The sequence below is a fragment of the Streptosporangium sp. NPDC001559 genome (genome assembly GCF_042893955.1).
Lineage (GTDB): Bacteria > Actinomycetota > Actinomycetes > Streptosporangiales > Streptosporangiaceae > Streptosporangium.
Window position 1 is genome coordinate 1 of the sequence record NZ_JBIAVG010000008.1, and the last position, 23,798, is coordinate 23,798.

The following is a 23,798-nucleotide window of genomic DNA, read 5'->3' on the forward strand; positions in this document are numbered from 1 at the left end:
GGGGCACAAACTTCCGTGTTCCCATCCTATCATTTCCGGCCGGTCCGTGTCAACCCGCCGCCTTCGCAGCTACTCGACACCAACCCGCCAGACCCGCTAGGATCTCGCTCACCCCGTCTCCGGAGCAACCCTTCCAACTTACTCTGACATCCAGCTTCTGTCCAATCCCTCAGACAGGCCAGATCTTCAGTGATTTTTTGGAGGGGTGTGTGGGATCTCGTCCCACTTGAAGAACTCTAGCAGTCCATTCGGGCTCTCAGGACCAACTTGCCGGTAACAACTAAGTCTTCCCCGGGTCACCATGTCTCAAACGTGTGCCCGACGCCGGCGCACGAGAGCCCGGGACCGCCAACCGATCCCGGGCTCTGTACGCGATCGAGTGTTCAGCCGACGGGCAGCGCGTCGAGCTGGGCCGTCAGCCTCGCGATGTCCTGATCCGCCTGGGCGGCACGGGCACGCACCTTGGCCACCACGTCATCGGGCGCCTTCGACATGAACTGCTCGTTGCCAAGCTTGGCGGCCACCTGGGCGGCTTCCTTGCGTGCCACCGCGAGATCCTTCTCCAGGCGCTTACGCTCGGCCGCCACATCGATCGTCCCCGCGGTGTCGATCTCCACCTGGATTCCGCCCACGTCGAGACGCGCGGTCGCGGCGAAGGAGTCGGATGGCTGGTCGAGGCGGAGCAGCGACCTGATCGCCTCCTCGTGCGGGGCCAGGGCCGTACCGGTGAGGGAGAGGCGTGCCGCGACTCGCTGGCCTGGCTTGAGACCCTGGTCGGAGCGGAACCTGCGGATCTCGGTGACCAGCCCCTGGAGGGCGACGATCTCCTTCTCCGCGTCACCGTCGCGCAGCGACTCCTGAACCACGGGCCAGGAGGCGACCACGATGGAGGGTGCCGCGGTCACCACTCGCCACAGTTCCTCGGTGACGAACGGCACCAGCGGATGAAGCAGACGGAGCAGCGCGTCGAAGACATGCCCGAGCACCAGCCGGGTGTGCTCCTGCCCCGCGGCCAGTTGGATCTTCGCCAGCTCCAGGTACCAGTCGCAGACCTCGTCCCAGGCGAAGTGGTACAGCACATCGGAGACCCTGGCGAACTCGAACTCCTCGAAGGCCGCGTCGACCGTACCGATGACCTCCTGCAGCCGAGAGAGGATCCAGCGGTCGGCCGCGGTCAGCTCCTCGACAGGAAGCTCGCCGACCGTCGCGCCGTTCATGAGCGCGAAGCGGGTGGCGTTCCAGATCTTGTTGCAGAAGTTGCGGGAGCCGCCTGCCCATTCCTCGCTGATCGCCACGTCGGATCCGGGGTTGGCACCGCGCAGGAGCGTGAAACGGGTGGCGTCCGCGCCGAAGCGCTCGACCCAGTCGAGTGGGTCCACCACGTTGCCGAACGACTTGGACATCTTCTTGCCGTACTGGTCTCGGACCATCCCGTGCAACGCGACGGTGTGGAACGGAGGACGACCCTCCATCGCGTAGATGCCGAACATCATCATCCTGGCCACCCAGAAGAACAGGATGTCGTAACCGGTGACCAGGACGGAGGTCGGGTAGAACCTGGCCAGTTCGGGGGTCTTCTCCGGCCAGCCCAGGGTCGAGAACGGCCACAGCCCCGAGGAGAACCAGGTGTCGAGGACGTCGGAGTCCTGGACGTAACCGGCGGGCGGCTCCTCGTCGGGACCGACGCAGACGACCTCGCCCTCGGGGCCGTACCAGACCGGAATCCGGTGTCCCCACCACAGCTGCCGTGAGATGCACCAGTCGTGCATGTCGTCGACCCAGTCGAAGTAGCGCTTGGCCAGCTCCGGCGGGTGGATCCGGGTACGTCCCTCACGGACCGCGTCGCCGGCGGCCTTCGCCAGGGGCGAGACGTTGACGAACCACTGCAGCGACAGTCTCGGCTCGACCACTGTCTTGCAGCGTGAGCAGTGACCGACCGAGTGGAGGTAGGGCCGCTTCTCCGCGACGATCCGGCCCTGCTCACGCAGGGCGGCCACGACCGCGGGCCTGGCCTCGAAGCGGTCGAGCCCCTCGAACGGACCGTGCGCGGTGATCACTCCGCGTTCGTCCATGACGATGAGAGAAGGCAGCGAGTGACGGCGGCCGATCTCGAAGTCGTTGGGGTCGTGCGCCGGAGTGACCTTGACCGCTCCGGTGCCGAAGGCGGGATCGACGTGCTCGTCGGCCACGACCGGAATGCTGCGGCCGGTCAGCGGGAGCTCGACCTGCCTGCCGACCAGGTGCGCGTAGCGCTCGTCCTCGGGGTGCACGGCGACCGCGGTGTCGCCCAGCATGGTCTCGGCGCGGGTCGTGGCGACGATGATCTCGTCCTCGCCGGAGCCGTACCGGATCGAGACGAGTTCGCCCTCGTCCTCGCTGTGCTCGACCTCGATGTCGGACAACGCCGTCAGGCAGCGCGGGCACCAGTTGATGATGCGCTCGGCGCGGTAGATGAGCCCGTCGTCGAAGAGCTTCTTGAAGATGGTCTGGACCGCACGGGAGAGGCCGGGGTCCATGGTGAAGCGTTCACGAGACCAGTCGACGCCGTCGCCGAGCTTCCGCATCTGCCCGAGAATCCGGCCACCGGATTCCTCCTTCCACTGCCAGACGCGCTCGACGAAGGCCTCCCGGCCAAGGTCGTGGCGAGAGAGGCCCTCCTTGGCGATCTCACGCTCGACGACGTTCTGGGTGGCGATGCCCGCGTGGTCCATGCCCGGAAGCCAGAGCGTCTCCTGCCCGCGCATGCGGGCGCGACGGGTCAGCGCATCCTGGATCGAGTGGTCGAGGGCATGGCCGATGTGCAGGACACCGGTTACGTTCGGCGGGGGCAGGACGATGCTGTACGGCTCGCACTCGCTGCTGGGGTCGGCGGTGAAGTACCCCTCGGACACCCAGCGCTCGTAGCTCCGGGTCTCCACGTCGGCGGGGGTGTACTGGGTAGGCAGCTCTGGCGTCGTCACGGTGTCCAATTCTAGAGACGTCCGGACGGTCGATGTCCCCGACTCGCGGCCGTCGTCAGGTGTCCGCACACCTTCCGCCCTGTCCAGACATGTCTCTCTTCGGATGGCGGCCGGACTCCAGCCGCCGGAAAGACCCCGGAAAGGCCGTGGACACGGCGACGCCCCCGCGTAGAGGAACGCGGGGGCGTCGCCGTGTCGGATCGTCCGGCGCTGAGGTCAGGCGGACTTCTCGCGCGGCGTGCGCTGCTGCTTGTTCAGCTGGTCACGGGGCACGAGAGTCGGGTTGACGTGCTCGAGCACCGACTCTCGGGTGATGACGACGCGGGCCACGTCCTGTCGGGAGGGCACCTCGTACATCACCGAAAGCAGGACCTCCTCCAGGATGGCGCGCAGGCCTCTGGCGCCGGTGCCCCGCAGGATCGCCTGGTCGGCGATGGCCTCCAGAGCGTCGTCGCTGAACTCGAGCTCGACGTTGTCCAGCTCGAACAGGCGGCGGTACTGCTTGACCAGGGCGTTGCGCGGCTCGGTGAGGATCTGGATGAGCGCGTCGCGGTCAAGGTTGTGCACGCTGGTGATGACCGGGAGGCGGCCGACGAACTCGGGGATCATGCCGAACTTCAGCAGGTCCTCGGGCATGACGTCTCCGAAGATGTCGGAGGTGTCGATGTCGTCCTTGGAACGGATGATGGCGTTGAAGCCGATGCCCTTCCTGCCGACCCGGGACTCGATGATCTTCTCAAGGCCCGCGAAGGCTCCACCGCAGATGAACAGCACGTTGGTGGTGTCGATCTGGATGAACTCCTGGTGGGGGTGCTTGCGCCCGCCCTGCGGCGGCACGCTCGCAGTGGTGCCCTCCAGGATCTTCAGCAGGGCCTGCTGCACGCCCTCGCCGGAGACGTCCCTGGTGATCGAGGGGTTCTCGCTCTTGCGAGCGATCTTGTCCACCTCGTCGATGTAGATGATGCCGGTCTCGGCCTTCTTGACGTCGTAGTCAGCGGCCTGGATCAGCTTGAGCAATATGTTCTCGACGTCCTCGCCCACATAGCCCGCCTCTGTCAGGGCGGTGGCGTCGGCGATGGCGAACGGCACGTTCAGCATCTTCGCCAACGTCTGGGCGAGCAGTGTCTTGCCGGAACCGGTCGGGCCCAACAGCAGAATGTTGGACTTGGACAGCTCGATGCCGTCGTCACGCCCGCGCTCGCCGGACTGCACCCGCTTGTAGTGGTTGTAGACCGCCACCGAGAGCGCCTTCTTCGCCTGGTCCTGACCGATGACGTAGGCGTCGAGGAACTCGTAGATCTCCCTCGGCTTGGGCAGACTGTCCCACTTGAGCTCGGAGGACTCGCTGAGCTCCTCTTCGATGATCTCGTTGCAGAGATCGATGCACTCATCGCAGATGTATACGCCGGGTCCGGCGATGAGCTTCTTGACTTGCTTCTGGCTCTTCCCGCAGAAAGAGCACTTCAGCAGGTCTCCCCCGTCGCCGATGCGTGCCACCCCAGATACTCCTTTGCGTGGGACCGCCCTGGCTTCGCGGTCCGTTTCTTCCGACCGGACCGATACCCGGTGCGAAAAGTCATCCCGCTCAGGTTTCGACGTTACCGTCTTCTGAGCCCTCAGTGAGCCCCCTAGCGGCGAGTCGCACCGGAAGGTGCCCAATTGGGCACCGTTCCGGTGCGATAGACCTCATTAGGAGGCTATGGCCTTGGCGAGCTTCTTGCGTGACGGGATGATGTCGTCGATCAGCCCGTACGCCTTGGCTTCCTCGGCATCGAGGATCTTGTCCCGCTCGATGTCCCTGCGGACCTCTTCGGCGCTCCTGCCCGAGTGCCTGGACAGGATCGACTCCATCTGCGTGCGCATCCGCAGGATCTCACGCGCCTGGATCTCGATGTCGCTTCCCTGGCCGCCGCCCTCGGTTGAGGGCTGGTGGATCAGCATGCGGGCGTTGGGCAGGGCGAACCGCTTGCCGGGCGTGCCGCCGGCCAGCAGGATCGCCGCCGCCGAGGCGGCCTGACCGAGACAGACCGTCTGGATCTCCGGCCGGACGAACTGCATCGTGTCGTAGATCGCCATCATGGCGGTGAACGAGCCGCCCGGCGAGTTGATGTAGATGCTGATGTCGCGGTCGGGGTCGATCGACTCCAGCGTCAGCAACTGCGCCATGACGTCGTTGGCCGAGGTGTCGTCAACCTGCACGCCGAGGAAGATGATGCGGTCCTCGAAGAGCTTGTTGTACGGGCTCATCTCCTTGACGCCGTACGACGTGCGCTCGACGAAGGTAGGGATAACGTAACGGCCGTTGATGTCTCCCGGCCGGATCAACTCACTCACCTTTTGCCCCTTCAGGAGACGGCGCCCGTTGAGGGCACCTGCCGGGCGCTGCGCACGACATTGTCGATGAAGCCGTAGTCCTTGGCCTCCTCGGCCGTGAACCAGCGGTCACGGTCGGAGTCGGCCTCGATCTGGTCGAGCGGCTGACCGGTGTGGAAGGCGATGCGCTCGGCAAGGGTCTTCTTGACGTAGAGCATCTGCTCCGCCTGGATGGCGATGTCGGCGGCGGTGCCACCGATGCCTCCGGACGGCTGGTGCATCATGATGCGTGCGTGCGGGAGCGCGTAACGCTTGCCCTTCTCACCGGCGCAGAGCAGGAACTGCCCCATGGAGGCGGCCAGCCCCATCGCGACCGTGCACACATCATTGGGCACGTATTCCATCATGTCGTAAATCGCCATACCGGCGGTCACCGATCCGCCCGGCGAGTTGATGTAGAGCCAGATGTCCCTGTCGGGATCGTCCGCGGCGAGCAGCAGCAGCTCGGCGCAGATTCGGTTGGCGATCTCGTCGTTGACCTGGGTGCCCAGCACGATGATGCGCTCACGCAGCAGCCGCTGATAGAGCTGGTCTTCGAGCCTGAACGAGCCGTTCTGCTGGCTCATCGACTCGGGCCCGGAGCCGGTCGGCTGGTAGAAGGTCGGCGGGCTGGTCACAGCGTCACCTTCCGATGCGTCGTAATCGATTGGCTTTGCTTGTGACCTTAACGCGCGGCGCCTACCGGACATGCCCCCTCCACGTGCTGTTCGCTGACGGCGCATGCTCCCCGCACCGTCCCACACCCCTCCGCCCGGTCCGAGCCTGTACGGCCCCGCCACCGAATCCGCCGTGTACGGCGGCGTCCACGGCGCGGGAAGGCCCCTGGAGGGCATCTGGGGCAGGCCGCCCTTGGGACAAAGGGCGCGCGACACGCCGGGGCACCTGTGCGGCCGCTCAGCCGTGCCTGACCGCCTGGATGGGGGTTTCCCGTGTGTGGGAAAGCGTGACGCCTCCCCGGTGCCGGGCACCGGGGAGGCGTCACGTAGGTCGTGGAACCGCCTTATGGCCTACTCGGCGGCCTTGTCGGCGTCGCCTTCGGCGGCCTCGGCGCCCTCAGCGGGCTCCTCGACCACTTCCTGGCCGTTGATCTCGCTGTAGATGGCCTTGAGGTCGACCGTCTCGCCAGCCTCGTCGACCACCTTGGCCGCGTCGCCGACGACGCTCTTGGCCTTGTCGCGGACGATCTCGACCATGGCCAGCGTGAGCTGGTCGTTGTCGGCCAGGTGCTTGGCGAGGGCGTTGGGGGCGACGTTCATCTGCATGGCGCGACGCACCACGAAGTCGGTCAGCTCCTGCTCGCTGACGCCGAGCTCCTCGTTCTTGACGATCTTGTCGAGCACGAAGCCGGTCTTGATCGCCTTGGCGGAGCTCGTGTCGAACTCGGCGAAACGCTCCTCCTCGGTGGTCTGGTAGAGGCGGAAGTAAGCTTCCTTGCTCAGGCCACTCTCGGCGATCTGGTGCTCAAGGTTGTGCTTGCGGCTGTCGACCTCGGCCTTGAGCGCGCTCTCCGGGATCGGAATGTCGAGCTTGTCGAGGAGGGCGTCGAGGGCGTTCTCGCGCGCCTGGACGACCTGCTCGATCAGCTTGGTGCGGCGCACCTGCTCGCGGACGCTCTCCTTGAGCTCGTCGAGGGTGTCGAACTCGCTGGCCAGCTGGGCGAACTCGTCGTCGAGCTCGGGGAGGACCTTCTCCTTGACGCTCTTGATGGTGATGGTCACCACGGCCTCCTCGCCGGCGTTCTGCCCGCCGACCAGGTTGGTGGTGAACTCCTTGGCGTCACCGGCGGACATGCCGACCAGCGCGTCGTCGAGGCCCTGTAGCACGGAGCCCGCGCCGACCTCGTAGGAGACGTCGCCCGCCTGCTGCTCCTCGATGTTCACACCGTCGATCGCGGCGGCCAGGTCCATCACGACGTAGTCGCCGTTGGCCGCGGCGCGCTCGACGCCGGTCAGCGTGGCGAAGCGCTGGCGGAGGCCGTCCAGCTGGGCCTCGACGTCCTCGTCCGTCACCTGGGCGACCGGGACGGTGACCTCGATGCCCTCGTAGTCGGGGACGTCGAAGTTCGGGCGGACGTCCACCTCGGCGGTGAACTCGACCTGCTCGCCGTCATCGATCTTGGTGACCTCGATGCTCGGCTGACTGACCGGGAAGATGTCGCTCTCGTCGACGGCCTGGCCGTACAGCTTCGGCACCGCGTCGTTGAGGGTCTCCTCCAGAACCACCGCGCGGCCGAAGCGCTGCTCGATGATCCGGGCCGGGACCTTGCCGGGGCGGAAGCCCGGGACGCGCACCTGCTGCGCGACCTTCTTGTACGCCGCCTGCATGCTCTCGCCGAGCTCCTCGAACGGCACCTCGACAGTGAGCTTGACCCGGGTCGGGCTGAGCTCCTCGACAGCGGTCTTCACGGGGTGGTCTCCTTGATCAAGCTTCGAGTGATCGCGGGCGCGTCAAGTCGTACGGCTACCGCGGCAAGCTCGCGCGCCGCGCCCACATGAGCGGCACCGGACACAGCCGTTCAGACATGCGATATTAGGGCATGATCAACTGTGGCGGGTGTCCAACGCCGCTGGCCAGTCTAGGGCAGAGCCGCGCCTGGGAGCGACCGGCGCTCGTTCAGTTCTCCTTGATGATTCTTCGCAGGATGTCGGTCGTCTCCCCCGGAGTGGTGCTGACCGCGCACAGCCGTTCCATGACCTCGCTGTAGCGGTCGACCTCCTCACGCTTGTCCAGGTAGAGGGCGCTGGCGAGCTGTTCGACGTAGACCACGTCGGGAAGCTCGCTGTCCTGGAAGCGCAGCACACTGAAGGCACCGCCCTCGGCGCTGTGGCCGCCGAAGCTGAACGGCATGACCTGAATCGTGATGTTGGGCTGGCGCATGAGGTCGAGCAGGTGCTCCAGCTGCGCGCGGGACACCTCGGCGCCGCCGATGGGGCGACGCAGCGCGGCCTCGTCGATGACGGCCCAGAAGAACGGGCCGTCCGGGCGTTCGAGCACCCGCTGGCGCTGCATCCGCAGGTCGACGCGGCGCGCGATCTCCTCGGGGGAGATGCCCGCGCTGCCCGCGGTGATGACCGCCCGGGCGTACTCCTTGGTCTGGAGCAGGCCCGGCACGAACTGCACCTCGTAGGTGCGGATGCGGGAGGCCGCCTCCTCAAGGCCGACGTAGGTCTGGAACCACGAGGGAAGCAGGTCGTTGAAGCGGTGCCACCAGCCGGGCTCGTTGGCCTTGAGCAGCAGCTCCATGACGGCCGCCCTGGCCTCTTCCTCCTCGACACCGTAGAAGGTGAGCAGGTCGGCGACGTCGCGTTCCCGCAGGCCGACCCTGCCGAGCTCCATCCTGCTGATCTTGGACTCCGACCCCCTGATGAGGTGCCCGGCCTCCTCGCGCGACAGGCCCTTGGCCTCGCGCAGCCGGCGCAACTGGGAGCCCAGGAGGATCCGCAGAGCCGTGGGACCCGAGCCCGGTTGAACCTGCGTCACTTCGCCTCCCTCTTCAGTTGGGCCAGCGCACACAGTGTCACCACTTCCGGGCGCCATGACAAGGTCCCAACTCCGTGTCCGGTCCGACAACCTCTTCTACTGTTCGCCCATGCGCCTGCACGATGCAACTGCACGTGCATTTGGGTCTTGCAGCGGACGTTCCGGTGACCCATGATGGCCTAGTGCATATTGGGCTTATGGTGCACAAGCTCTGAAAACTCACAACCAGCGCGGAGACTCACGATGAGAGCGGGAGATACCGGCAGGATGGTGGAGGAGCCGAAATCGGCTGCCGGCTACCTGCAGGCGACTCGCGAGGTGAGCTTCGACGACCTGCTCACGGCCAGGCACTCCGACGCCACGGCGTGCCCGCTTCCCCACCAGGCGGACTCGGTGAAGACCGCCCGCGAGGTGACGAGGTCGAAGCTGCGGGAGTGGGGCCTGTCGGAGCTGAGCGACGACGCGGCCCTGGTGGTCTCCGAGCTCGTGACGAACGCGGTGCGCTACGCGCTGCGTCCGCCGAGCACGATGGAGGCCAACCCGATCACCCTCGTGCTGCTGCACCTGTCTCCCCACGTGCTGCTGGCCGTCGCCGATCCCAGTGACGAGGTCCCCACCCCCAAGGAGCCGGACTTCATCTCGGAGAACGGCCGCGGCCTCTACATCGTGGAGACCTACAGCAAGTGCTGGGGCTGGGACCACCTCAACCGCGGCGGCAAGGCCGTCTGGGCGCTCTTCAGCGGCACGCACTGACCCGCCCGACAGCGTCGGACGAGCCAGGCGAACCAGATGAAAAGGCCGACCCAGATCGAATCCGATCGGATCGGCCCCCACCAGCGTCGGGGTGACAGGATTTGAACCTGCGGCCCCCTGCTCCCAAAGCAGGTGCGCTACCAAACTGCGCCACACCCCGTACGTCGGTGCGCGCTCGCTCCGGATCTCCGGTACGATTACGCCCTGACGACCGGATGAAGTCTAGACCAGACTGACACCGGCTCGCGCGGACGTAGCTCAATGGTAGAGCCCCAGTCTTCCAAACTGGCTACGCGGGTTCGATTCCCGTCGTCCGCTCAGATGGCGAAGGGCCAGGTCACCTCCATGGTGTCCTGGCCCTTCCGCTATCGGGAACCGTCTGATCCTCTGTGGCCGTTCTCACGCTTCCGATCTTTCGTCCGGCCGTGTCGCGAAGGATGACCATCCGTCCGGCGGGGAACGGTCCGCACTACGGGGGCGACCTCGTACGGCACGGGCGTCGCGCGAGGCCCGGGACCGGCCGCACCGGATTGGGAACTCGACGGCCATCGGGTTTACGCTGCGGAGAAATATCGGGAAATCTGCGCCAAATGCGGATACGGGATATAGATCGTTCTTTACGATTCTCCATGAGCGGCAGTCAAGTCACCGGAGGGAACGTGGCGGGGTTCGAGGGCGTCATGATCGGCCGCGCGGGCGGCCACCCCGGCGGACCGGGTCCGGTGACCCCTCGCTGCGGCGCCCGCGGGGCCGCCGGAGTCCCGGCGCACAGCGGGAAGCGGGGCACGGAGCTGCGGTGGAACGGGTGAACCGCCGTTTCGTCGCCAAGGACCCGGCGTCGTCGACCCCCAGGATGAGCAGTCCGGCGACCATGCACGAGCAGCTCTCCCTGCTCAACGCGGCCAGCAAGCGGATCGGCAGCACGCTGGACATGTTCGAGACCGGCAGGGAGCTGATGAACGTCGCCGTGCCGCGCTTCGCGGACGCGGCGGGCATCCTGGTCCAGGACAGACTGCTGACCGAAGGAGAGTTCGCCCAGCGCAGCATCGACGGCTCGGCGCTCGTACGGCGGATCGCCGTCGGGGTCTCCAGCACGACCCCGGACGAGTACGCCGAGGCCTTCCCGGTTGACGAGGTCACCAGCTACGCGGCGTGGACGCCGTACGCCAGGTGCATGGCCACCGGGAACCCGATCCTCTACCCCCGCCTGGGACGCAGGACCTCGGAGGAGATCGGGCGCTCGTCCAAGCGTGACTCGGTCGCCCGGGTCCTGGAGGAGAGCTCCTTCCTGGCGGTGCCGCTGAAGGCGCGGGGCCGGGTGCTCGGCTTCGTCATCTTCACCCGCAGGCCGGACAGTGAGCCCTTCGACGAGCAGGACGTCAACCTCGCCGAGGAGCTGGCCGCCAGGACCGCGGTCTGCCTCGACAACGCCCGGCTCTACAACCGCGAACGCCGTACCGCCCTGACCCTGCAGAGCAGTCTGCTGCCCGCCGACCTCTACCAGCCGCTCGGTCTGACGATCGCCTCCCGGTACCTGCCCGCCAGCGACCTGGTCGGGGTCGGCGGCGACTGGTACGACGTGATCCCGCTGCCCGGCTGCCGGGTCGCCCTCGTCGTCGGCGACGTGATGGGACACGGCATCAGGGCCGCCGCGACGATGGGCCAGCTGCGCACCGCCGCCCGTACGCTGGCCAGTCTCGACCTGTGCCCCTCCGAGGTGCTCTTCCGGCTCAACCGAATGAGCCAGGACCTGGACACCACCCAGATCGCGACCTGCCTCTACGCCACCTACGACCCGGTCACCCGGGCCTGCGCGATCTCCTGCGCCGGCCACGTCCCACCCGTCCTCGTACGGCCGGGCGGCGAGACCGAGCTGCTCGAACTGCCCGCCGGCCTGCCCCTGGGCATCGGTAACGAGCCCTTCGAGCGGCGTGAGCTGGTGCTGCCGCACGACTCGATCCTCGCCTTCTACACCGACGGCCTGGTCGAGAGCCGTGACCGGGACATCGACGAGGGCATCGGCATGCTGCGCGACCTGCTCACCGGCGGGCGCCACGATCTTGAGGAGCTCTGCGACCTCACGATCGGCGCGCAGCGTCCCGGGCACGAGCGCGACGACATCGCGCTCCTGCTCGCCAGGGTGCGCGAGCTGGACGAGGACGACGTCGTCGACCTCCTGCTGCCCCCCGACCCCCGCTCCGCGGGCCAGGCCCGTGCCTTCGTGCGCGCCACCCTCGCCGAGTGGCGGCTTGAGGCGATCGTGGACAACGTCGAGCTCATGGTCAGCGAGCTGGTCGCCAACGCCGTCGAGCACGGTTCGGGAAGCGTCGGACTGCGCATGCTGCGCGGCCCGACGCTGGTGTGCGAGGTGAGCGACCGTTCCACGGTGCTGCCGTCGATGCGGGACGCGGGCAGTGACGACGACACCGGCCGCGGCCTCCACCTCGTCAACTGGCTCGCCCACCGATGGGGCTCCCGGACGACCCCCAAGGGGAAGGTCGTCTGGGTCGAGCAGCGGCTGCCGTAGGTCAGGACAGGGCTTTTCTCCTGAGGGAGGGCATGCGCCCGGCCAGCCTGAGCGCGCCCCTGAAGGCCGTCCTGGCCAGGCGGTTGTCGTCGACGAACTGCCTGGCGGCCCTGAGCGACCTGCGCACGGCGGCGAAGCCGTACTCGCGCATCTCGGTCTCGTAGCCCGCGATGGCCGTGACGGGGTCCGTTCCTTCGCGCAGGGCGCGGGTGAGCAGGCAGGCGTCACGCAGGGCCGCGTTCGCCCCGATCCCCCGCATCGGGGTCATGCTGTGCACCGCGTCGCCGAGCAGGGTGATGTTCGTCGCGGGCCAGGGATCGACGGGGACCGCGGTGCGGATCGGCAACAGGGAGACGCTCTCGGGGGCCGAGGCGGTGACCAGCCTCCGCAGGTCGGGGTGCCAGGTGGCGACCAGCCCGGCGACGGTGTCCCTGAGCTCCTGACCGGTCATGCCGGACAGCCCGGTGGGGAGGCGTCCCGCCGAGGCGCCGAAGACCCACATGACGTAGTCGCCCGCCCCGTCGCTTCCGGCGTCCCGCTGTCCGAACTCCTGCGGCGCGGTGAACATGCCGCACCCCCTCGGAGGGATGATCATGTTGGGGCCCCGCCACAGCCGGGGGGCGACCCGGGCGCGTGTCTCGTCGGTGAGCGGGAACCTGCCCGCGACCGTGAGGATGCCGGTGTCGATCCGCTGAGCGTGCGGGAGGTACTGCTTTCTGACCCGGGAGTTCCCCCCGTCCGCGGCGACCACGACGTCCGCGTTCTCGGTGGTCCCGTCGGCGAAGTGCAGGGTCACGGTCCCGTCCGGTTCCCGGGTGTAGCGCTCGTAGGTCCTGTCGAACCGCACAACGTCGGACAGGCCGGTCAGCAGCAACTCCCTGAGCGTGACCCGGCTGATGGAGTGGTGGTTGTCCAGCGGGTCCGGCCGGTGTGGGGTCTCCATCACCATCAGGGGGTTCATCCCCTCGGTGAGGAAGCCGAAGTCCCGCCCGCTCCCGGAGGCCGACGCCAGGAACGTCTCCCATAACTCCGGAGGCAGGCACTCGTTGAGCGCGCGGGCCCCCGTCGGGTCGATGTGGATGCGGTAGCCCTGGAGACGGTCGCCGGGAGTGCGGTCACGCTCGTAGACCGTCACCTCCACGCCCGCCCGGTGCAGCCCCTGCGCCAGGCACAGTCCGCCGAGGCCGCCGCCGATGATCGCCACTCGCGAGTTCGTCATACCTCACTATCGGCCATCGTGAGGCTCGTCGAGCGAGTCCGTCACACCCCGGCGTCATGCCCGACAAGCGCGATGACTACTGGCCTCCCAGGAGTTACGGTCGAAATGAGGAGCTGGGAGGGCATGATGATCACCGACGTACGCGAGGCCTACCGCCGCGCGCTGGACGACTTCGGCACTCTCGTTCACAGGATCGCTCCGGAGCAGTGGCACAACCGGACGCCCTGTGTCGACTGGGACGTGCGGGATCTGGTCGAGCATGTGGTGGGCGAGAACCTGTGGGCTCCGGAACTGCTCGGCGGACGGACCGCCGCCGAGGTCGGGGACGACTTCGACGGCGACCTGCTCGGCGACGACCCGTTGAAGGCGTTCGACACCTCCGCCACCGCCGCCGTGCAGGCCGCCTACGAGGAGGGGGCGTTGACCCGCCTGGCCAGGCTCTCCTTCGGGGACGTGCCCGGCGGGGAGTACGTCACCGAGTTGTTCGCCGACGTCCTGATCCACACCTGGGACCTGGCCAGGGCGATCGGCGCCGACGAACGGCTCGATCCCGAGCTGGTCGAGGCCTGCGCGGCCTGGTTCGCGGGCGCCGAGGCCGGTTACCGGCAGGCGGGGGTCATCGGGGAGCAGCAGCCGATCTCCTCCGGCACCGACGCCCAGATCCGGCTGCTCGCCTCCTGGGGACGACGCGGCTAACGCGACGTCGGGCGTCTTCCGTGATTGGCCTTGTTCCGTTTGCGGGCCCGGTTCTTACGCGCTCGTTTGCCCACGCGGCCTCCTTCCGTGAACCCCGCCGGGTGCGGGACCCGCCTCTTACGTTCCTCCCGGGGCACCCGCCGTACAAGAGGGCGGATCTAGGCTGCCTCGCATGAGCGAGAAGCTGATGGAGCGCTGGCGTCTCCTGGTCGGGACCCAGGCCGACCGGCTCGGCGCGGACCTGCTGTCCCGGTACGGCGAGCCACACCGCAAATACCACACGACCGCACATCTGACGGCCGTGCTCGACCACGTCGACGCGCTCGCCGGCAGTGCCGCCGACCCGGACCTGGTACGGCTCGCGGCCTGGTTCCACGACGCCGTCTACGACCCCCGGCGCGGCGACAACGAGGAGCGCAGCGCCAGGCTCGCCGAGCGGGCGCTGCCCGAGCTCGGGATGTCGCCGGAGGCCGTCGGGACGATCGCGCGGCTGGTCAGGCTCACGATCACCCACGCCCCCGACCTGGGGGACGCCGACGGGGCCGTGCTGTGCGACGCCGACCTGGCGATCCTCGCCTCCTCTCCTCAGGAGTACGCCGCCTACGCGGCGGCGGTACGCGAGGAGTACTCCTTCGTCCCCGACGAGCTCTTCAGGCAGGGCAGGGCCGCGGTGCTGCGCTCACTGCTCGACCTTCCCGTGATCTTCCGCATCGCGGACCTCGAGGCGCGAGCGCGGGCGAACATCCATGCCGAGCTTGAGCGACTGTGAGCACTTAACCCCCAAAATCCAACATTCACTCCTGTGAGTCTGTGGTAATTTGCTGGAGTCTGGTGGATTAAGGAGGGGATCGATGCTCGCCCAGCAGCGGCAGCAGGTGATTCTCGAACGGGTGCGCGGCAGCGGCGGGGTCAGGGTCGCCGACCTGGTCCGCGAGTTCGGCGTCTCCGACATGACGATCCGCAGGGACCTTGAGGCGCTGGCGGAGCGCGGCCTCGTGGAGAAGGTCCACGGCGGGGCGACGGCCACGGGACCCGGGTCCACCGAGGAGCCCGGGTTCACCGCCAAGTCCGCGCGTCAGCAGCCGGAGAAGGAGGCGATCGCCAGGCACGCCGCCGGGCTCGTCAGGCCGGGCACGGCGATAGCGCTCTCCGCGGGCACCACCACCTGGACCCTCGCCCACTTCGTGACCGACGTACCCGAGTTGACGGTGATCACCAACTCGATCCGGATCGCCGAGGTCTTCCACCGCGCGCCGCGCGCCGACCGCACCGTGGTACTGACCGGCGGGGTGCGCACCCCCTCGGACGCCCTGGTCGGCCCGGTGGCCGTCGCGGCCATCAGAGGACTGCACGTGGACACCCTGTTCCTCGGCGTGCACGGGATGAGCGCCCGCGCCGGGTTCACCACCCCCAACCTGCTCGAAGCGGAGACCGACCGGGCGCTCGTGGCCTCGGCGCACCGCCTGGTCGTGCCCGCCGACCACACCAAGTGGGGGACGGTCGGGATCAGCACGATCGCCGAGCTGTCCGAGGCCCACGTCCTGATCACGGACACCGGGCTGGGACGGGAGGCCCGCGAGGAACTCGCCGCCAGCGTCGGTGAGCTGGTCGTCGCCGGTGACGGGACCCACGACCGATGAGGCGCACCGCGACCCATCTGGCCGACGGCCGCGAGCTGTTCTACTTCGACCTGCGGGACGACGCGGAGCGCGACGCGGTCGACACACGCGACCTGCCGCCCAGGCCCGCCGCCTCCGAACTGCGCTACGACCCGCTCACCGAGGAGTGGGTCGCGGTCGCCGGGCACCGGCAGAGCCGTACGTTCCTGCCGCCCGCCGACGAGTGCCCGTTGTGCCCCTCGGCGCCCGGCCGTCCGACCGAGATCCCCTCCCCCGCCTACGACGTGGCCGTCTTCGAGAACCGCTTCCCGTCCTTCTCCACGAATCTGGGCGTCTATCCGCAGGTCGGCGGCCTGAGTGAGGTACGGCCCGGCGTCGGCAGGTGCGAGGTCGTCTGCTTCACCTCCGAGCACGACTCCTCCTTCTCCAGGCTTTCTCCCGAGCGGGTCGAGCTGGTGATGGAGGCGTGGATCGACCGCACCGTCGCGCTCTCCGCGATGCCCGGGGTCGAGCAGGTGTTCTGCTTCGAGAACCGCGGTCCGGAGATCGGCATCACCCTGCCCCACCCGCACGGTCAGATCTACGCCTATCCCTACGTGACCCCGCGCACCCGGACCCTGCTCGGCGCGGCGCGGCGGCACAGGGAGCGCACCGGCGGCAACCTCTTCGCCGACGTGCTCGCGGCCGAACGGGAGGCCGCCGAGCGTGTGGTCGCGGCCAACGAGCACTGGACGGCGTTCGTACCCGCCGCGGCCCGCTGGCCGGTCGAGGTCCATCTCTACCCGCACCGCGGGGTTCCCGGCCTCGACGGACTCGGCCCCGCCGAGCGCGCGGCGTTCGGGCCGCTCTACGCCGAGGTGCTGCGCCGCCTGGACGGGCTGTTCGGGGTGCCCATGCCGTACGTCTCGGCGTGGCACCAGGCACCGGTGCGGGTGGACAGGGACCTGGCGTACACGCATCTTGAGCTGTTCAGCATCCGCCGGGCACCGGACAAACTCAAGTATCTCGCCGGGTCAGAGTCGGCCATGGGGGCCTTCGTGAACGACGTTCCGCCCGAGGAGACCGCTCGACGTCTGCGCGCGGTTATCACGGAATGATCACTGATCGGTCTCGACTCGGGGTCGCGCGGTCACCTTTTTACCATTACTATCCTCACGCATCGGACAAACAGCACGATATGCCTAATCTCAGGTGCCTCACCTGAGAGCCGGGGACCCACGCATCTGGGGTGAACCACTTCGGTGGAAGGGCTTCCTCCAGCCCGAACCCGTCAGCTAACCCGGTCGGCGTGAGGAGAGGAGAGCTGTGACGGCTCTGTCCCCCGCTTTCCATCGACGTACGGCCGCCGCCTGCCTGGCCTCGGCCCTCACCTTCACCTTCGTCCTCGGCTGCACGGGAACGGCGGACGCCGCACCGAAGCCCGACGAGTCCCGGCTCCGCGCCGAGCTGACCCAGCTCAACAAGAAAGTCGACCGGCTCATCGAGGCGTACGCCGCCAAACGGGAGTCGCTGAAGAAGGCGCAGGAGGCGGAGAAGACCGCGCAGGCCGACCTGCGCCAGGCGGAAGCGGCCTATGCCGAGGCGGGCAGGGAGGTCGCCTCCATCGTCCAGATCCGTTACCAGAGCGGCCCCCTCGACCTTCCCTCGATCCTGGCGGCTCCCGAAGTGGGCGGCGCGGCCGTCATGGAACAGCTGACCGCCCAGCAGATCGCCCAGCTGCAGGGCTTCGCCCGGAGCCGGGACCTCATGAAACAGGCCGCGGACAGGACGGCCCAGCTCTCCAGGCAGATCGAGCAGGAGGCCAAGGCGGTGCAGGTTCAGCGTGAGGACGCGGAGAAGGTCATCCGCGTGATCGAGGACAAGCTCGAACAGCTCGTTCCCACGGGCTCGGGGCGCCGCACCGACGGCAGCTGGGCACCCCAGCTGCCCGCCGGAACCGACAACATCACCGACCGCACGCGGATCATGCGCGATGCCGTCGGACAGGCCTTCCAGCTGCCCCACGAGGTCGGCTGCTACCGATCGGCGAACGACGGGGGCGAGCACCCCCTCGGCCGTGCCTGTGACTTCATGATGAGCACCGGCGGGTCCATGCCCACCGCGGCCAACGTCAAGCTCGGCGACGAGCTCGCCGCCTGGGCCCTGAAGAACAGGGACAGGCTCGGCATCAAGTACGTCATCTGGCGTCAGCGCATCAACACCGGTTCCGGCTGGCGTGCCATGTCCAACCGGGGCGGCGTGACCGCCAACCACTACGACCACGTGCACATCTCGATGTACTAGCCGATCGCCCTGCTCATCCGGGCTTCGATGAAGGCGCCGGCCTCGTGCCTCCCGCGTGCGGCCGGGTCGCGAGACGGCGGTGGGCGCAAAACCGTTTGCCTCATGTGGCGGGCTCAGGGAACGTGGTGTTCATGGCGCCGTGTTCATGACGTCCTGACGGACAGCGCCACGTCACTCCGAGACGCCACGGCGTCAACGCGCCCCGCGGCGCTGTCAGCCTGCCCCTTTTAAGGGAAGAGAGCCTTTTTGTCGCAACAACGCCCCCCGCTGCCGCCCACGGCCGCAGGTCCGGCCACCGTCGCCGTGTTCGCCTCCCCTGAGAGCTGGATCGAGTCAGACGCCCTCACGCAGTGCCACCAGGTGGCCGCCCTCGACGGCATGACGCACGTCGCCGCCATGCCGGACCTGCACCCTGGCAAGGGCGCCCCCATCGGCGCCGCCATGGCGTCGACCGTGCTGTACCCGTTCCTGGTGGGCTCCGACATCGGCTGTGGCATCGCCGTGTTCCCCATGAAGCTCAAGCGCGCCGTGCCCGAGAAGCTCGCCGCCCGCTTCCCCGACCTCGATCGCGCACTGGATCCCGAGCAGGACGCCGACGATCCGGCCTGGGTCGTCGTGGAGGGCGACATCCCCGCCGGTCACGTCGAGGGCCTCGGGACGGTCGGCCGGGGCAACCATTTCGTCGAGCTGGCCCGGATCGGGACCGTCTTCGACCCGGGCCACGCGAGCCGTCTCGGACTCACCGCCGGCGACCTCGTTCTCGTCGTCCACAGCGGTTCCCGGGGGCTGGGCGAACGGATCCTGCGGGAGCACACCGCGGTCCACGGCGCGGGCCCCGCCCCTGATCCCGGCGCCTACCTGGCGATGCACGACGACGCCGTACGCTGGGGATCGCTCAACCGGCGGTTGCTGGCGGCCCGGGTCGCCCATGCCCTGGGGGCCGAGCCCGCCGAGCCGTTCCTCGACCAGTGCCACAACCTGGTCGAGATCCGTGACGGGGTCTACCTGCACCGCAAGGGGGCGGCACCGGGTGACGGCCGTGACGTGCTCATCGCCGGTACTCGAGGCACTCCCTCCTATCTCGTGGCCGCCCACGCCGGGCCGGACGCCAACCATTCCGTCGCGCACGGCGCGGGCCGCAAGATGTCGCGTTCGGACGCCCTGCGCCGGGGTCGGGCCAAGCACACGGTCGAGGAACTGCGCCGCACGCCGGTGGGCTCGCTGGTGGTGTGCGGGGACCGTCAGCTCCTCTTCGAGGAGGCGCCGACGGCTTACAAGCGCATCGAGCAGGTGATCGCCGATCTCGTCGACCACGGCCTGGCCACGCCCGTGGCAACCACGGTCCCCCTGGTCACCTACAAGACGCCCGACCTCGGGTCCGTGCCCCAGCGGGACCAGCGCCGCAAGCGAGGCAGGCGGTGAGGCCGAGGTGAGCGTCCACCTGCTCCTTTCGGCCGGGCGCGGCCCGCAGGAATGCGCCTGGGCTCTGGCCCGGCTGCTGCGCCGCCTGGAAGCCGATGCCACCCGGCAGAACCTGGAGATCCTCCGGGTCCAGGTCGTTCCCGGCGACCGGCCCGACACCTACCGATCGGTCCTGATCCAGGTGTCGGGAGCCGGTGCCGAGGCGTTCGCCGCCTCATGGACCGGAACCCTGTGCTGGCAGGCCGCCAGCCCGTACCGCACCGGCACGGGCCGGAAGAACTGGTACGTCATCGCTCAGCCGTGCCAGGTCGACACCCCGCGCACAGCCTTCACGGAGGCGGACGTCGACGTCGTCGCCTGCCGCACCGGCGGCCCCGGCGGTCAGCATCGGAACAAGGCAAGCACGGCGGTACGGGCGACCCACCGGCCCTCGGGAATCGTCGTCGTGGCCGACACAGAACGGCAGTTCAGCCTCAACCGCCGCATCGCCATGCGACTGTTGCGGCAGCGCATCGAGAACGGAGACGAGACGGCGGAGCGTGCCGTCACCGCCGCCCGCCGGCACGTCCACGACGAGCTCGTACGCGGCGACCCCGTCCGTGTCGAACGTCCGACGCCGGAGCGGAAACCGGCGCGCCGACGGCCGTGACGGTTCACCCGAGGCGCTCAGCCCACGGCCGTCTCCGCGATGGCCTCCGCGATGAGCCGGTCGAGATGCGTCAGGTCCGGCGGGTGGGCCACGCTCTCCTCGGCGAAACGGGTGAGCAGCCTGGCGAAGACCTCCCGGTCTCCCTCGTCCCAGTCGGCGATCAGGCTGTCCACGTAGGCTCGCCTGGAGGCGACGACCACCTCAAGCACCCGTCGTCCTCGCGGGCTCAGCCGCAGCCTGGCCCGTCTGGCGTCCACCTCGGACTCCTCGCGCTCGACGAATCCAGCGCCGACCGCGTCGTTGACCAGCCTGCTCGCGGTGGAGGGGTCGACGTCGAGCTGTTCGGCGACGGCCCCTACCGTCACCTCGGGAACGTTCAGGTTCAGCTTGTGCACGGCGTGCACGACCATCACGTTCGACATCTGCACCGCCCGGTGCGGATCGGCGGCCCGGCGCGGACGCAACGGCCGCGCCCAGATCCTGCGCAGCCTGAACAGCGCCACGTCGATCGCCGCTCCCGGCGTTACGTCCCTCACGACGCAACCTTACCGGTGCGCATGACCGGTTCCCGGAACGTTCAGCCGGCCAGACGGACCGGGTTGACCAGGTCGGCGTACATCAGCAGACCGGCCATGATGACCATCACGAAGGCGATCGCGTAGGTCAGCGGGAGCGCCTTGGCGATGTCCACGTGCCCGGGCGTGGGACGGCGGGTCACCCGCGCGAAGGCACGCTTGAGGCCCTCCCACAGGCCGCCCGCGATGTGCCCGCCGTCGAGCGGGAGCAACGGGATGAGGTTGAACAGGCCGATCGCCAGGTTGAAGCCCGCCAGCAGGTTGATGAAGGTGGCGACCTTGTTCTCCAGCGGGGCGGAGGAGGCGGCGATCTCACCGCCGATACGGCCCGCCCCGATGATGCCGATCGGGCCGTTCTTGTCGCGCTCCTCACCGGAGAAGGCGGCGTTCCACACCCCGACCATCTTCTCGGGGAAGCGCGCCAGCGAGCCCGCGGTCGCCGCGGTGAGGTTCCACATCTGGGTGGTCACCGAGCCGATGCCCTGCCGTTCGATGACCGTCGTGGGGCTGACACCGAGGTAGCCGACCCCCTTCTCGATCTTCCCCGGCACGTCCAGCGACTCACGGTCCTGGGCGATGAGGGTGGCGTTCAACGTGACCGCCTGCCCGCCCCGCGTGATGCCGATCGCGACCGGTCCCGCGCCGTGCCCCCGGATGGCCCGGGTCGCCTCCTCCCAGGTCGGAGTCGACTTGCCCGCCACGGAGACGATGACGTCGCCGGGCCGCAACCCGGCCGCCGCAGCGGGACTCGCCTGATCGGCGGAGGTGCACTCGGGGTTCTTGGTGTACTCGGCGGTGGTCTTGACGCACTTGGGGACCGAGTCGACCCGGTTCGTCAGGACGCCGACGCCGAAGCCCATCAGCACGACCGCGAACAGCACGAAGGCCAGCACGAAGTTCATCGCGGGACCGCCCGCCATGACGATGACCTTCTGCCACCACGGCTTGCGGTAGAAGACCCGGTTCTCGTCGCCCGGCTTGACCTCTTCGAGCGCCACGTCACGGGCGTTCTCGATCAGGGCGCGCCACGGGCCGGTCGAGACCGCGCGCAGCTTGTTCGGGTCGTCGGCGGGCCTCGGCGGAAGCATGCCGATCATCCGGATGTAGCCGCCGAGAGGGATCCACTTGACGCCGTACTCGGTCTCACCCCTGCGCCGTGACCACATCGTCGGGCCGAAGCCGACCATGTACTGGGTGACCTTGACCCCGAACAACTTGGCCGGGACCAGGTGGCCCACCTCGTGCAGCGCGATCGACGCCATCAGTCCGAAGAAGAAGACAGCGATCCCGAAGAGCCAGCTCACAGGTTCCTACCCCCCGGTCGCGGAGCCGCGGACAACGCCCCCTAAGAGATTAGCCGAATTATCGCGGTTCCAGGCGTCGCGAGCGAACGTCCCCGCGTTCCGCCCCTTGCGCGGGCCTTGCCGAACGGAGAGACTTCGTTGACAGTGAGCGACCGCTCGGTGACCCAGCGAGAGAGCTGTCGAGGGGGCGAACGTGATCGGGATCCTGGTTGCCGAGCACCGGCCGGTGGTCCTCCGGGGCCTGGTGGCCTCGCTGGAGGGCGAGGCGGGCATGAAGGTCGTCGCGGCGGTCGGCACGGGAGACGCCGTTCTGCCCGCGGTCCTCGAGCACCGCCCCGAGACGGCCGTCATCGATCTCGACCTGCCCGGCACCGACGGCTTCGCCGTCACGCTCGATCTGCATGCGCGGGCCCCTGGCTGCGGGGTTCTGCTGGTCTCGCACCGCCCCAAGCCCGGTCAGGTCCGCCGGGCCTTCGCCGTACACGCGCTCGGGCTCATGAGCCTGGGCGTCAGCCCGGAGCAGCTCGCCTCGGGGGTCCGCAGGGTCGCGGCCGGGCAGCGGGTCGTCGATCCCGAACTGGCCGTCGCCGCCCTGGAGATCGCGGAGAACCCGCTGACCCGCAGGGAGATGGACGTACTCAGGCTGGCCGCTCTCGGAGCGCGGTCCAACGAGATCGCCGACCAGCTCTTCCTCTCGGTTGGAACGGTCCGCAACCATCTGTCGAGGATCATGTGCAAGACCCGGGCCCGCAGCAGGCTCGACGCCGTACGCATCGCCAGCGACTCAGGGTGGCTGTGAGCCCCCCGCTCAGGGACGCCAGATGAGGATCAGCGCGCAGTCGTCGTTGTGCCCGGCGGACATGGAGGAGACCAGGCTGCGGGCCCCGCTGCGGAAGCCCGAGGGAAGCAGCCGTTCCGCCTCCCCGAGCAGGCGGTCCAGTCCCGCGTCGATGTCGCGTCCTGGCTGCTCGATCAGCCCGTCCGTGTAGAGCATGAGGGCGTCGCCCTTGCGGAGCATCCCCCGGTCGGGCTCACAGTGCAGGTCGGGGACGATGCCGAGGACCACGCCCTTGGCCGGGGAGACCCGCCAGGCGCCCGCCCCCGAGTCGAACTTGACCACCGGGGGGTGGCCCGCCGAGGTGATGACGTACTCGCCGGTGGCGAGGTTGAGCCGTACGTGCACGGCCGTGACGAAGCCCTCGGCCTCGCGTTGACGGTGCAGGTAGGTGTTGCACGAACCCAGGAAGTCGGAGACGGAGCCGAGCAGGCCGCCGAAGGTCCCGGAGAGCATCAGCGCCCTGGTGCCGGCGTCGACCCCCTTGCCGGAGACGTCCACGAGGGCGAGTTCGACCGTGTCGCCCTCGCGCATGGAGACCAGGAAGTCACCTCCGAAGGAGGAGCCGCCCGCCTGGGTGAGCACGACCCGTGAGTCCCATCCCTTGGGCAGCCTGGGCAGCTCGCTCTGGCGTTTGAGCCGGTCGCGTAGTTCGAGCAGCATCGCGTCGCCGCGCAGCCCCTGCACGCCGAGCTTGCCCCTGGTGCGGGCCATCAGCGTGGCCAGCACGCCGGTGAAGCCGAAGGTGGCCATCAGACCGGGGCCGATGTGCCTGAAGCCGAGCGCGATCCCCACGTAGAGCAGGCAGGCGGCGACCGCGCACAGCAGCTTGACCAGGCTGCGGAGCCTGAGCTGCAGGCCGCCGACGAGGGTGATCGGGATCATGAGCGCGGGTGAGAACCACTCCGCGGAGACCCTGGCCGCCAGTCCTCCGAGCATCAGGGTGAGCACGGTCAGCGTGACGAGCAGGTTACGGTCACGGGCCAGCGGCCCGCGGCGCAGAAGCCGTACGAGAGGGACCAGAAAGGGCACCCTCACCAGGAACGCACGGAGCGCCGGAGGTATCAGCGGCACCGGACGGGAACTCATGATGCGCTCGACTG

22 protein-coding genes, 2 tRNA genes and 1 riboswitch are annotated in these 23,798 nt (G+C 68.6%); of the genes, 12 read left to right on the forward strand and 12 right to left on the reverse strand.

Annotated features, from left to right (window positions below; genetic code table 11):
* Positions 1-383 precede the first annotated feature (383 nt).
* From ACFYY8_RS18895 to ACFYY8_RS18920, 6 genes are all read right to left on the reverse strand, one after another.
* Positions 384-2,969 carry a valine--tRNA ligase gene (locus ACFYY8_RS18895; protein ID WP_390042443.1) on the reverse strand — a complete coding sequence of 862 codons (2,586 nt, stop codon included), beginning with the start codon at positions 2,967-2,969 and terminating at the stop codon, positions 384-386.
* A gap of 207 nt (positions 2,970-3,176) precedes the next feature.
* Positions 3,177-4,457, reverse strand: a complete 1,281-nt coding sequence (gene clpX, locus ACFYY8_RS18900) for an ATP-dependent Clp protease ATP-binding subunit ClpX (RefSeq protein ID WP_184724068.1) — start codon at positions 4,455-4,457, stop codon at positions 3,177-3,179.
* 192 nt (positions 4,458-4,649) lie between these two features.
* Positions 4,650-5,294, reverse strand: a complete 645-nt coding sequence (locus ACFYY8_RS18905; protein WP_390042446.1) for an ATP-dependent Clp protease proteolytic subunit — start codon at positions 5,292-5,294, stop codon at positions 4,650-4,652.
* 11 nt (positions 5,295-5,305) lie between these two features.
* Positions 5,306-5,950, reverse strand: coding sequence for a ClpP family protease (locus tag ACFYY8_RS18910; protein ID WP_386186651.1), 645 nt, complete (start codon positions 5,948-5,950; stop codon positions 5,306-5,308).
* 390 nt (positions 5,951-6,340) lie between these two features.
* On the reverse strand, positions 6,341-7,738 hold the full coding sequence (tig, locus tag ACFYY8_RS18915; protein WP_390042448.1) for a trigger factor: 1,398 nt from the start codon (positions 7,736-7,738) through the stop codon (positions 6,341-6,343).
* A gap of 208 nt (positions 7,739-7,946) precedes the next feature.
* Positions 7,947-8,813, reverse strand: a complete 867-nt coding sequence (locus tag ACFYY8_RS18920) for a helix-turn-helix transcriptional regulator (protein WP_352010721.1) — start codon at positions 8,811-8,813, stop codon at positions 7,947-7,949.
* A 243-nt stretch (positions 8,814-9,056) separates the two neighbouring features.
* Here ACFYY8_RS18920 and ACFYY8_RS18925 point away from each other — a divergent pair, with 243 nt between their 5' ends.
* Positions 9,057-9,566, forward strand: coding sequence for an ATP-binding protein (locus ACFYY8_RS18925; RefSeq protein ID WP_390042451.1), 510 nt, complete (start codon positions 9,057-9,059; stop codon positions 9,564-9,566).
* Positions 9,567-9,652: 86 nt separating this feature from the next.
* On the opposite strand, the gene ACFYY8_RS18930 is transcribed toward ACFYY8_RS18925, so the two are convergent.
* A tRNA-Pro gene (locus tag ACFYY8_RS18930) sits at positions 9,653-9,726 on the reverse strand.
* A gap of 87 nt (positions 9,727-9,813) precedes the next feature.
* On the opposite strand from ACFYY8_RS18930, the gene ACFYY8_RS18935 reads away from it, so the two are divergent.
* The 3 genes from ACFYY8_RS18935 (at position 9,814) to ACFYY8_RS18945 (ending at position 12,093) form a co-directional block, all read left to right on the forward strand.
* Positions 9,814-9,884, forward strand: a tRNA-Gly gene (locus ACFYY8_RS18935).
* Positions 9,885-10,195: 311 nt separating this feature from the next.
* A complete protein-coding gene (locus ACFYY8_RS18940) occupies positions 10,196-10,375 on the forward strand; it encodes a hypothetical protein (protein ID WP_390042452.1) in 180 nt (59 codons plus the stop codon).
* Complete coding sequence (locus ACFYY8_RS18945) at positions 10,363-12,093, forward strand: SpoIIE family protein phosphatase (protein ID WP_390042454.1); 1,731 nt, start codon at positions 10,363-10,365, stop codon at positions 12,091-12,093. Before ACFYY8_RS18940 ends, ACFYY8_RS18945 begins: the two co-directional genes overlap by 13 nt.
* Before the next feature lies 1 nt (position 12,094).
* Here ACFYY8_RS18945 and ACFYY8_RS18950 read toward each other — a convergent pair whose 3' ends face one another.
* On the reverse strand, positions 12,095-13,312 hold the full coding sequence (locus ACFYY8_RS18950) for an FAD-dependent oxidoreductase (RefSeq protein WP_390042456.1): 1,218 nt from the start codon (positions 13,310-13,312) through the stop codon (positions 12,095-12,097).
* A gap of 123 nt (positions 13,313-13,435) precedes the next feature.
* Here ACFYY8_RS18950 and ACFYY8_RS18955 point away from each other — a divergent pair, with 123 nt between their 5' ends.
* On the forward strand, positions 13,436-14,008 hold the full coding sequence (locus ACFYY8_RS18955) for a TIGR03086 family metal-binding protein (protein WP_390042458.1): 573 nt from the start codon (positions 13,436-13,438) through the stop codon (positions 14,006-14,008).
* Here the strand turns inward: ACFYY8_RS18955 and ACFYY8_RS18960 are convergent.
* Positions 14,005-14,082 carry a 50S ribosomal protein bL37 gene (locus tag ACFYY8_RS18960; protein ID WP_386187638.1) on the reverse strand — a complete coding sequence of 26 codons (78 nt, stop codon included), beginning with the start codon at positions 14,080-14,082 and terminating at the stop codon, positions 14,005-14,007. The two genes, ACFYY8_RS18955 and ACFYY8_RS18960, sit on opposite strands and share 4 nt — an antisense overlap.
* Before the next feature lie 98 nt (positions 14,083-14,180).
* Here ACFYY8_RS18960 and ACFYY8_RS18965 point away from each other — a divergent pair, with 98 nt between their 5' ends.
* From ACFYY8_RS18965 to prfH, 6 genes are all read left to right on the forward strand, one after another.
* Positions 14,181-14,777, forward strand: a complete 597-nt coding sequence (locus ACFYY8_RS18965) for a metal-dependent phosphohydrolase (RefSeq protein ID WP_390042460.1) — start codon at positions 14,181-14,183, stop codon at positions 14,775-14,777.
* Positions 14,778-14,859: 82 nt separating this feature from the next.
* Positions 14,860-15,648 (forward strand): DeoR/GlpR family DNA-binding transcription regulator, encoded by a 789-nt coding sequence (locus tag ACFYY8_RS18970; RefSeq protein WP_390042462.1) that lies wholly within the window; start codon positions 14,860-14,862, stop codon positions 15,646-15,648.
* Positions 15,645-16,724 (forward strand): galactose-1-phosphate uridylyltransferase, encoded by a 1,080-nt coding sequence (gene galT / locus ACFYY8_RS18975; RefSeq protein WP_390042464.1) that lies wholly within the window; start codon positions 15,645-15,647, stop codon positions 16,722-16,724. Before ACFYY8_RS18970 ends, galT begins: the two co-directional genes overlap by 4 nt.
* Before the next feature lie 71 nt (positions 16,725-16,795).
* Positions 16,796-16,930: riboswitch (cyclic di-AMP (ydaO/yuaA leader) on the forward strand.
* A 2-nt stretch (positions 16,931-16,932) separates the two neighbouring features.
* Positions 16,933-17,910: a coiled-coil domain-containing protein gene (locus ACFYY8_RS18980; protein WP_390042466.1), complete on the forward strand. Its 978-nt coding sequence runs from the start codon at positions 16,933-16,935 to the stop codon at positions 17,908-17,910.
* Positions 17,911-18,156: 246 nt separating this feature from the next.
* Positions 18,157-19,332, forward strand: a complete 1,176-nt coding sequence (locus ACFYY8_RS18985; RefSeq protein ID WP_390042468.1) for an RNA ligase RtcB family protein — start codon at positions 18,157-18,159, stop codon at positions 19,330-19,332.
* A gap of 7 nt (positions 19,333-19,339) precedes the next feature.
* On the forward strand, positions 19,340-19,981 hold the full coding sequence (gene prfH / locus ACFYY8_RS18990; RefSeq protein WP_390042470.1) for a peptide chain release factor H: 642 nt from the start codon (positions 19,340-19,342) through the stop codon (positions 19,979-19,981).
* Positions 19,982-19,998: 17 nt separating this feature from the next.
* Here prfH and ACFYY8_RS18995 read toward each other — a convergent pair whose 3' ends face one another.
* On the reverse strand, positions 19,999-20,517 hold the full coding sequence (locus ACFYY8_RS18995) for a MarR family winged helix-turn-helix transcriptional regulator (protein ID WP_390042472.1): 519 nt from the start codon (positions 20,515-20,517) through the stop codon (positions 19,999-20,001).
* 41 nt (positions 20,518-20,558) lie between these two features.
* On the reverse strand, positions 20,559-21,860 hold the full coding sequence (locus ACFYY8_RS19000) for a M50 family metallopeptidase (RefSeq protein WP_390042474.1): 1,302 nt from the start codon (positions 21,858-21,860) through the stop codon (positions 20,559-20,561).
* Between the two features lie 193 nt (positions 21,861-22,053).
* Here ACFYY8_RS19000 and ACFYY8_RS19005 point away from each other — a divergent pair, with 193 nt between their 5' ends.
* Positions 22,054-22,659 carry a response regulator transcription factor gene (locus ACFYY8_RS19005; protein WP_390042476.1) on the forward strand — a complete coding sequence of 202 codons (606 nt, stop codon included), beginning with the start codon at positions 22,054-22,056 and terminating at the stop codon, positions 22,657-22,659.
* Between the two features lie 9 nt (positions 22,660-22,668).
* On the opposite strand, the gene ACFYY8_RS19010 is transcribed toward ACFYY8_RS19005, so the two are convergent.
* A complete protein-coding gene (locus ACFYY8_RS19010; RefSeq protein WP_390042478.1) occupies positions 22,669-23,784 on the reverse strand; it encodes a PP2C family protein-serine/threonine phosphatase in 1,116 nt (371 codons plus the stop codon).
* Positions 23,785-23,798: the final 14 nt, after the last annotated feature.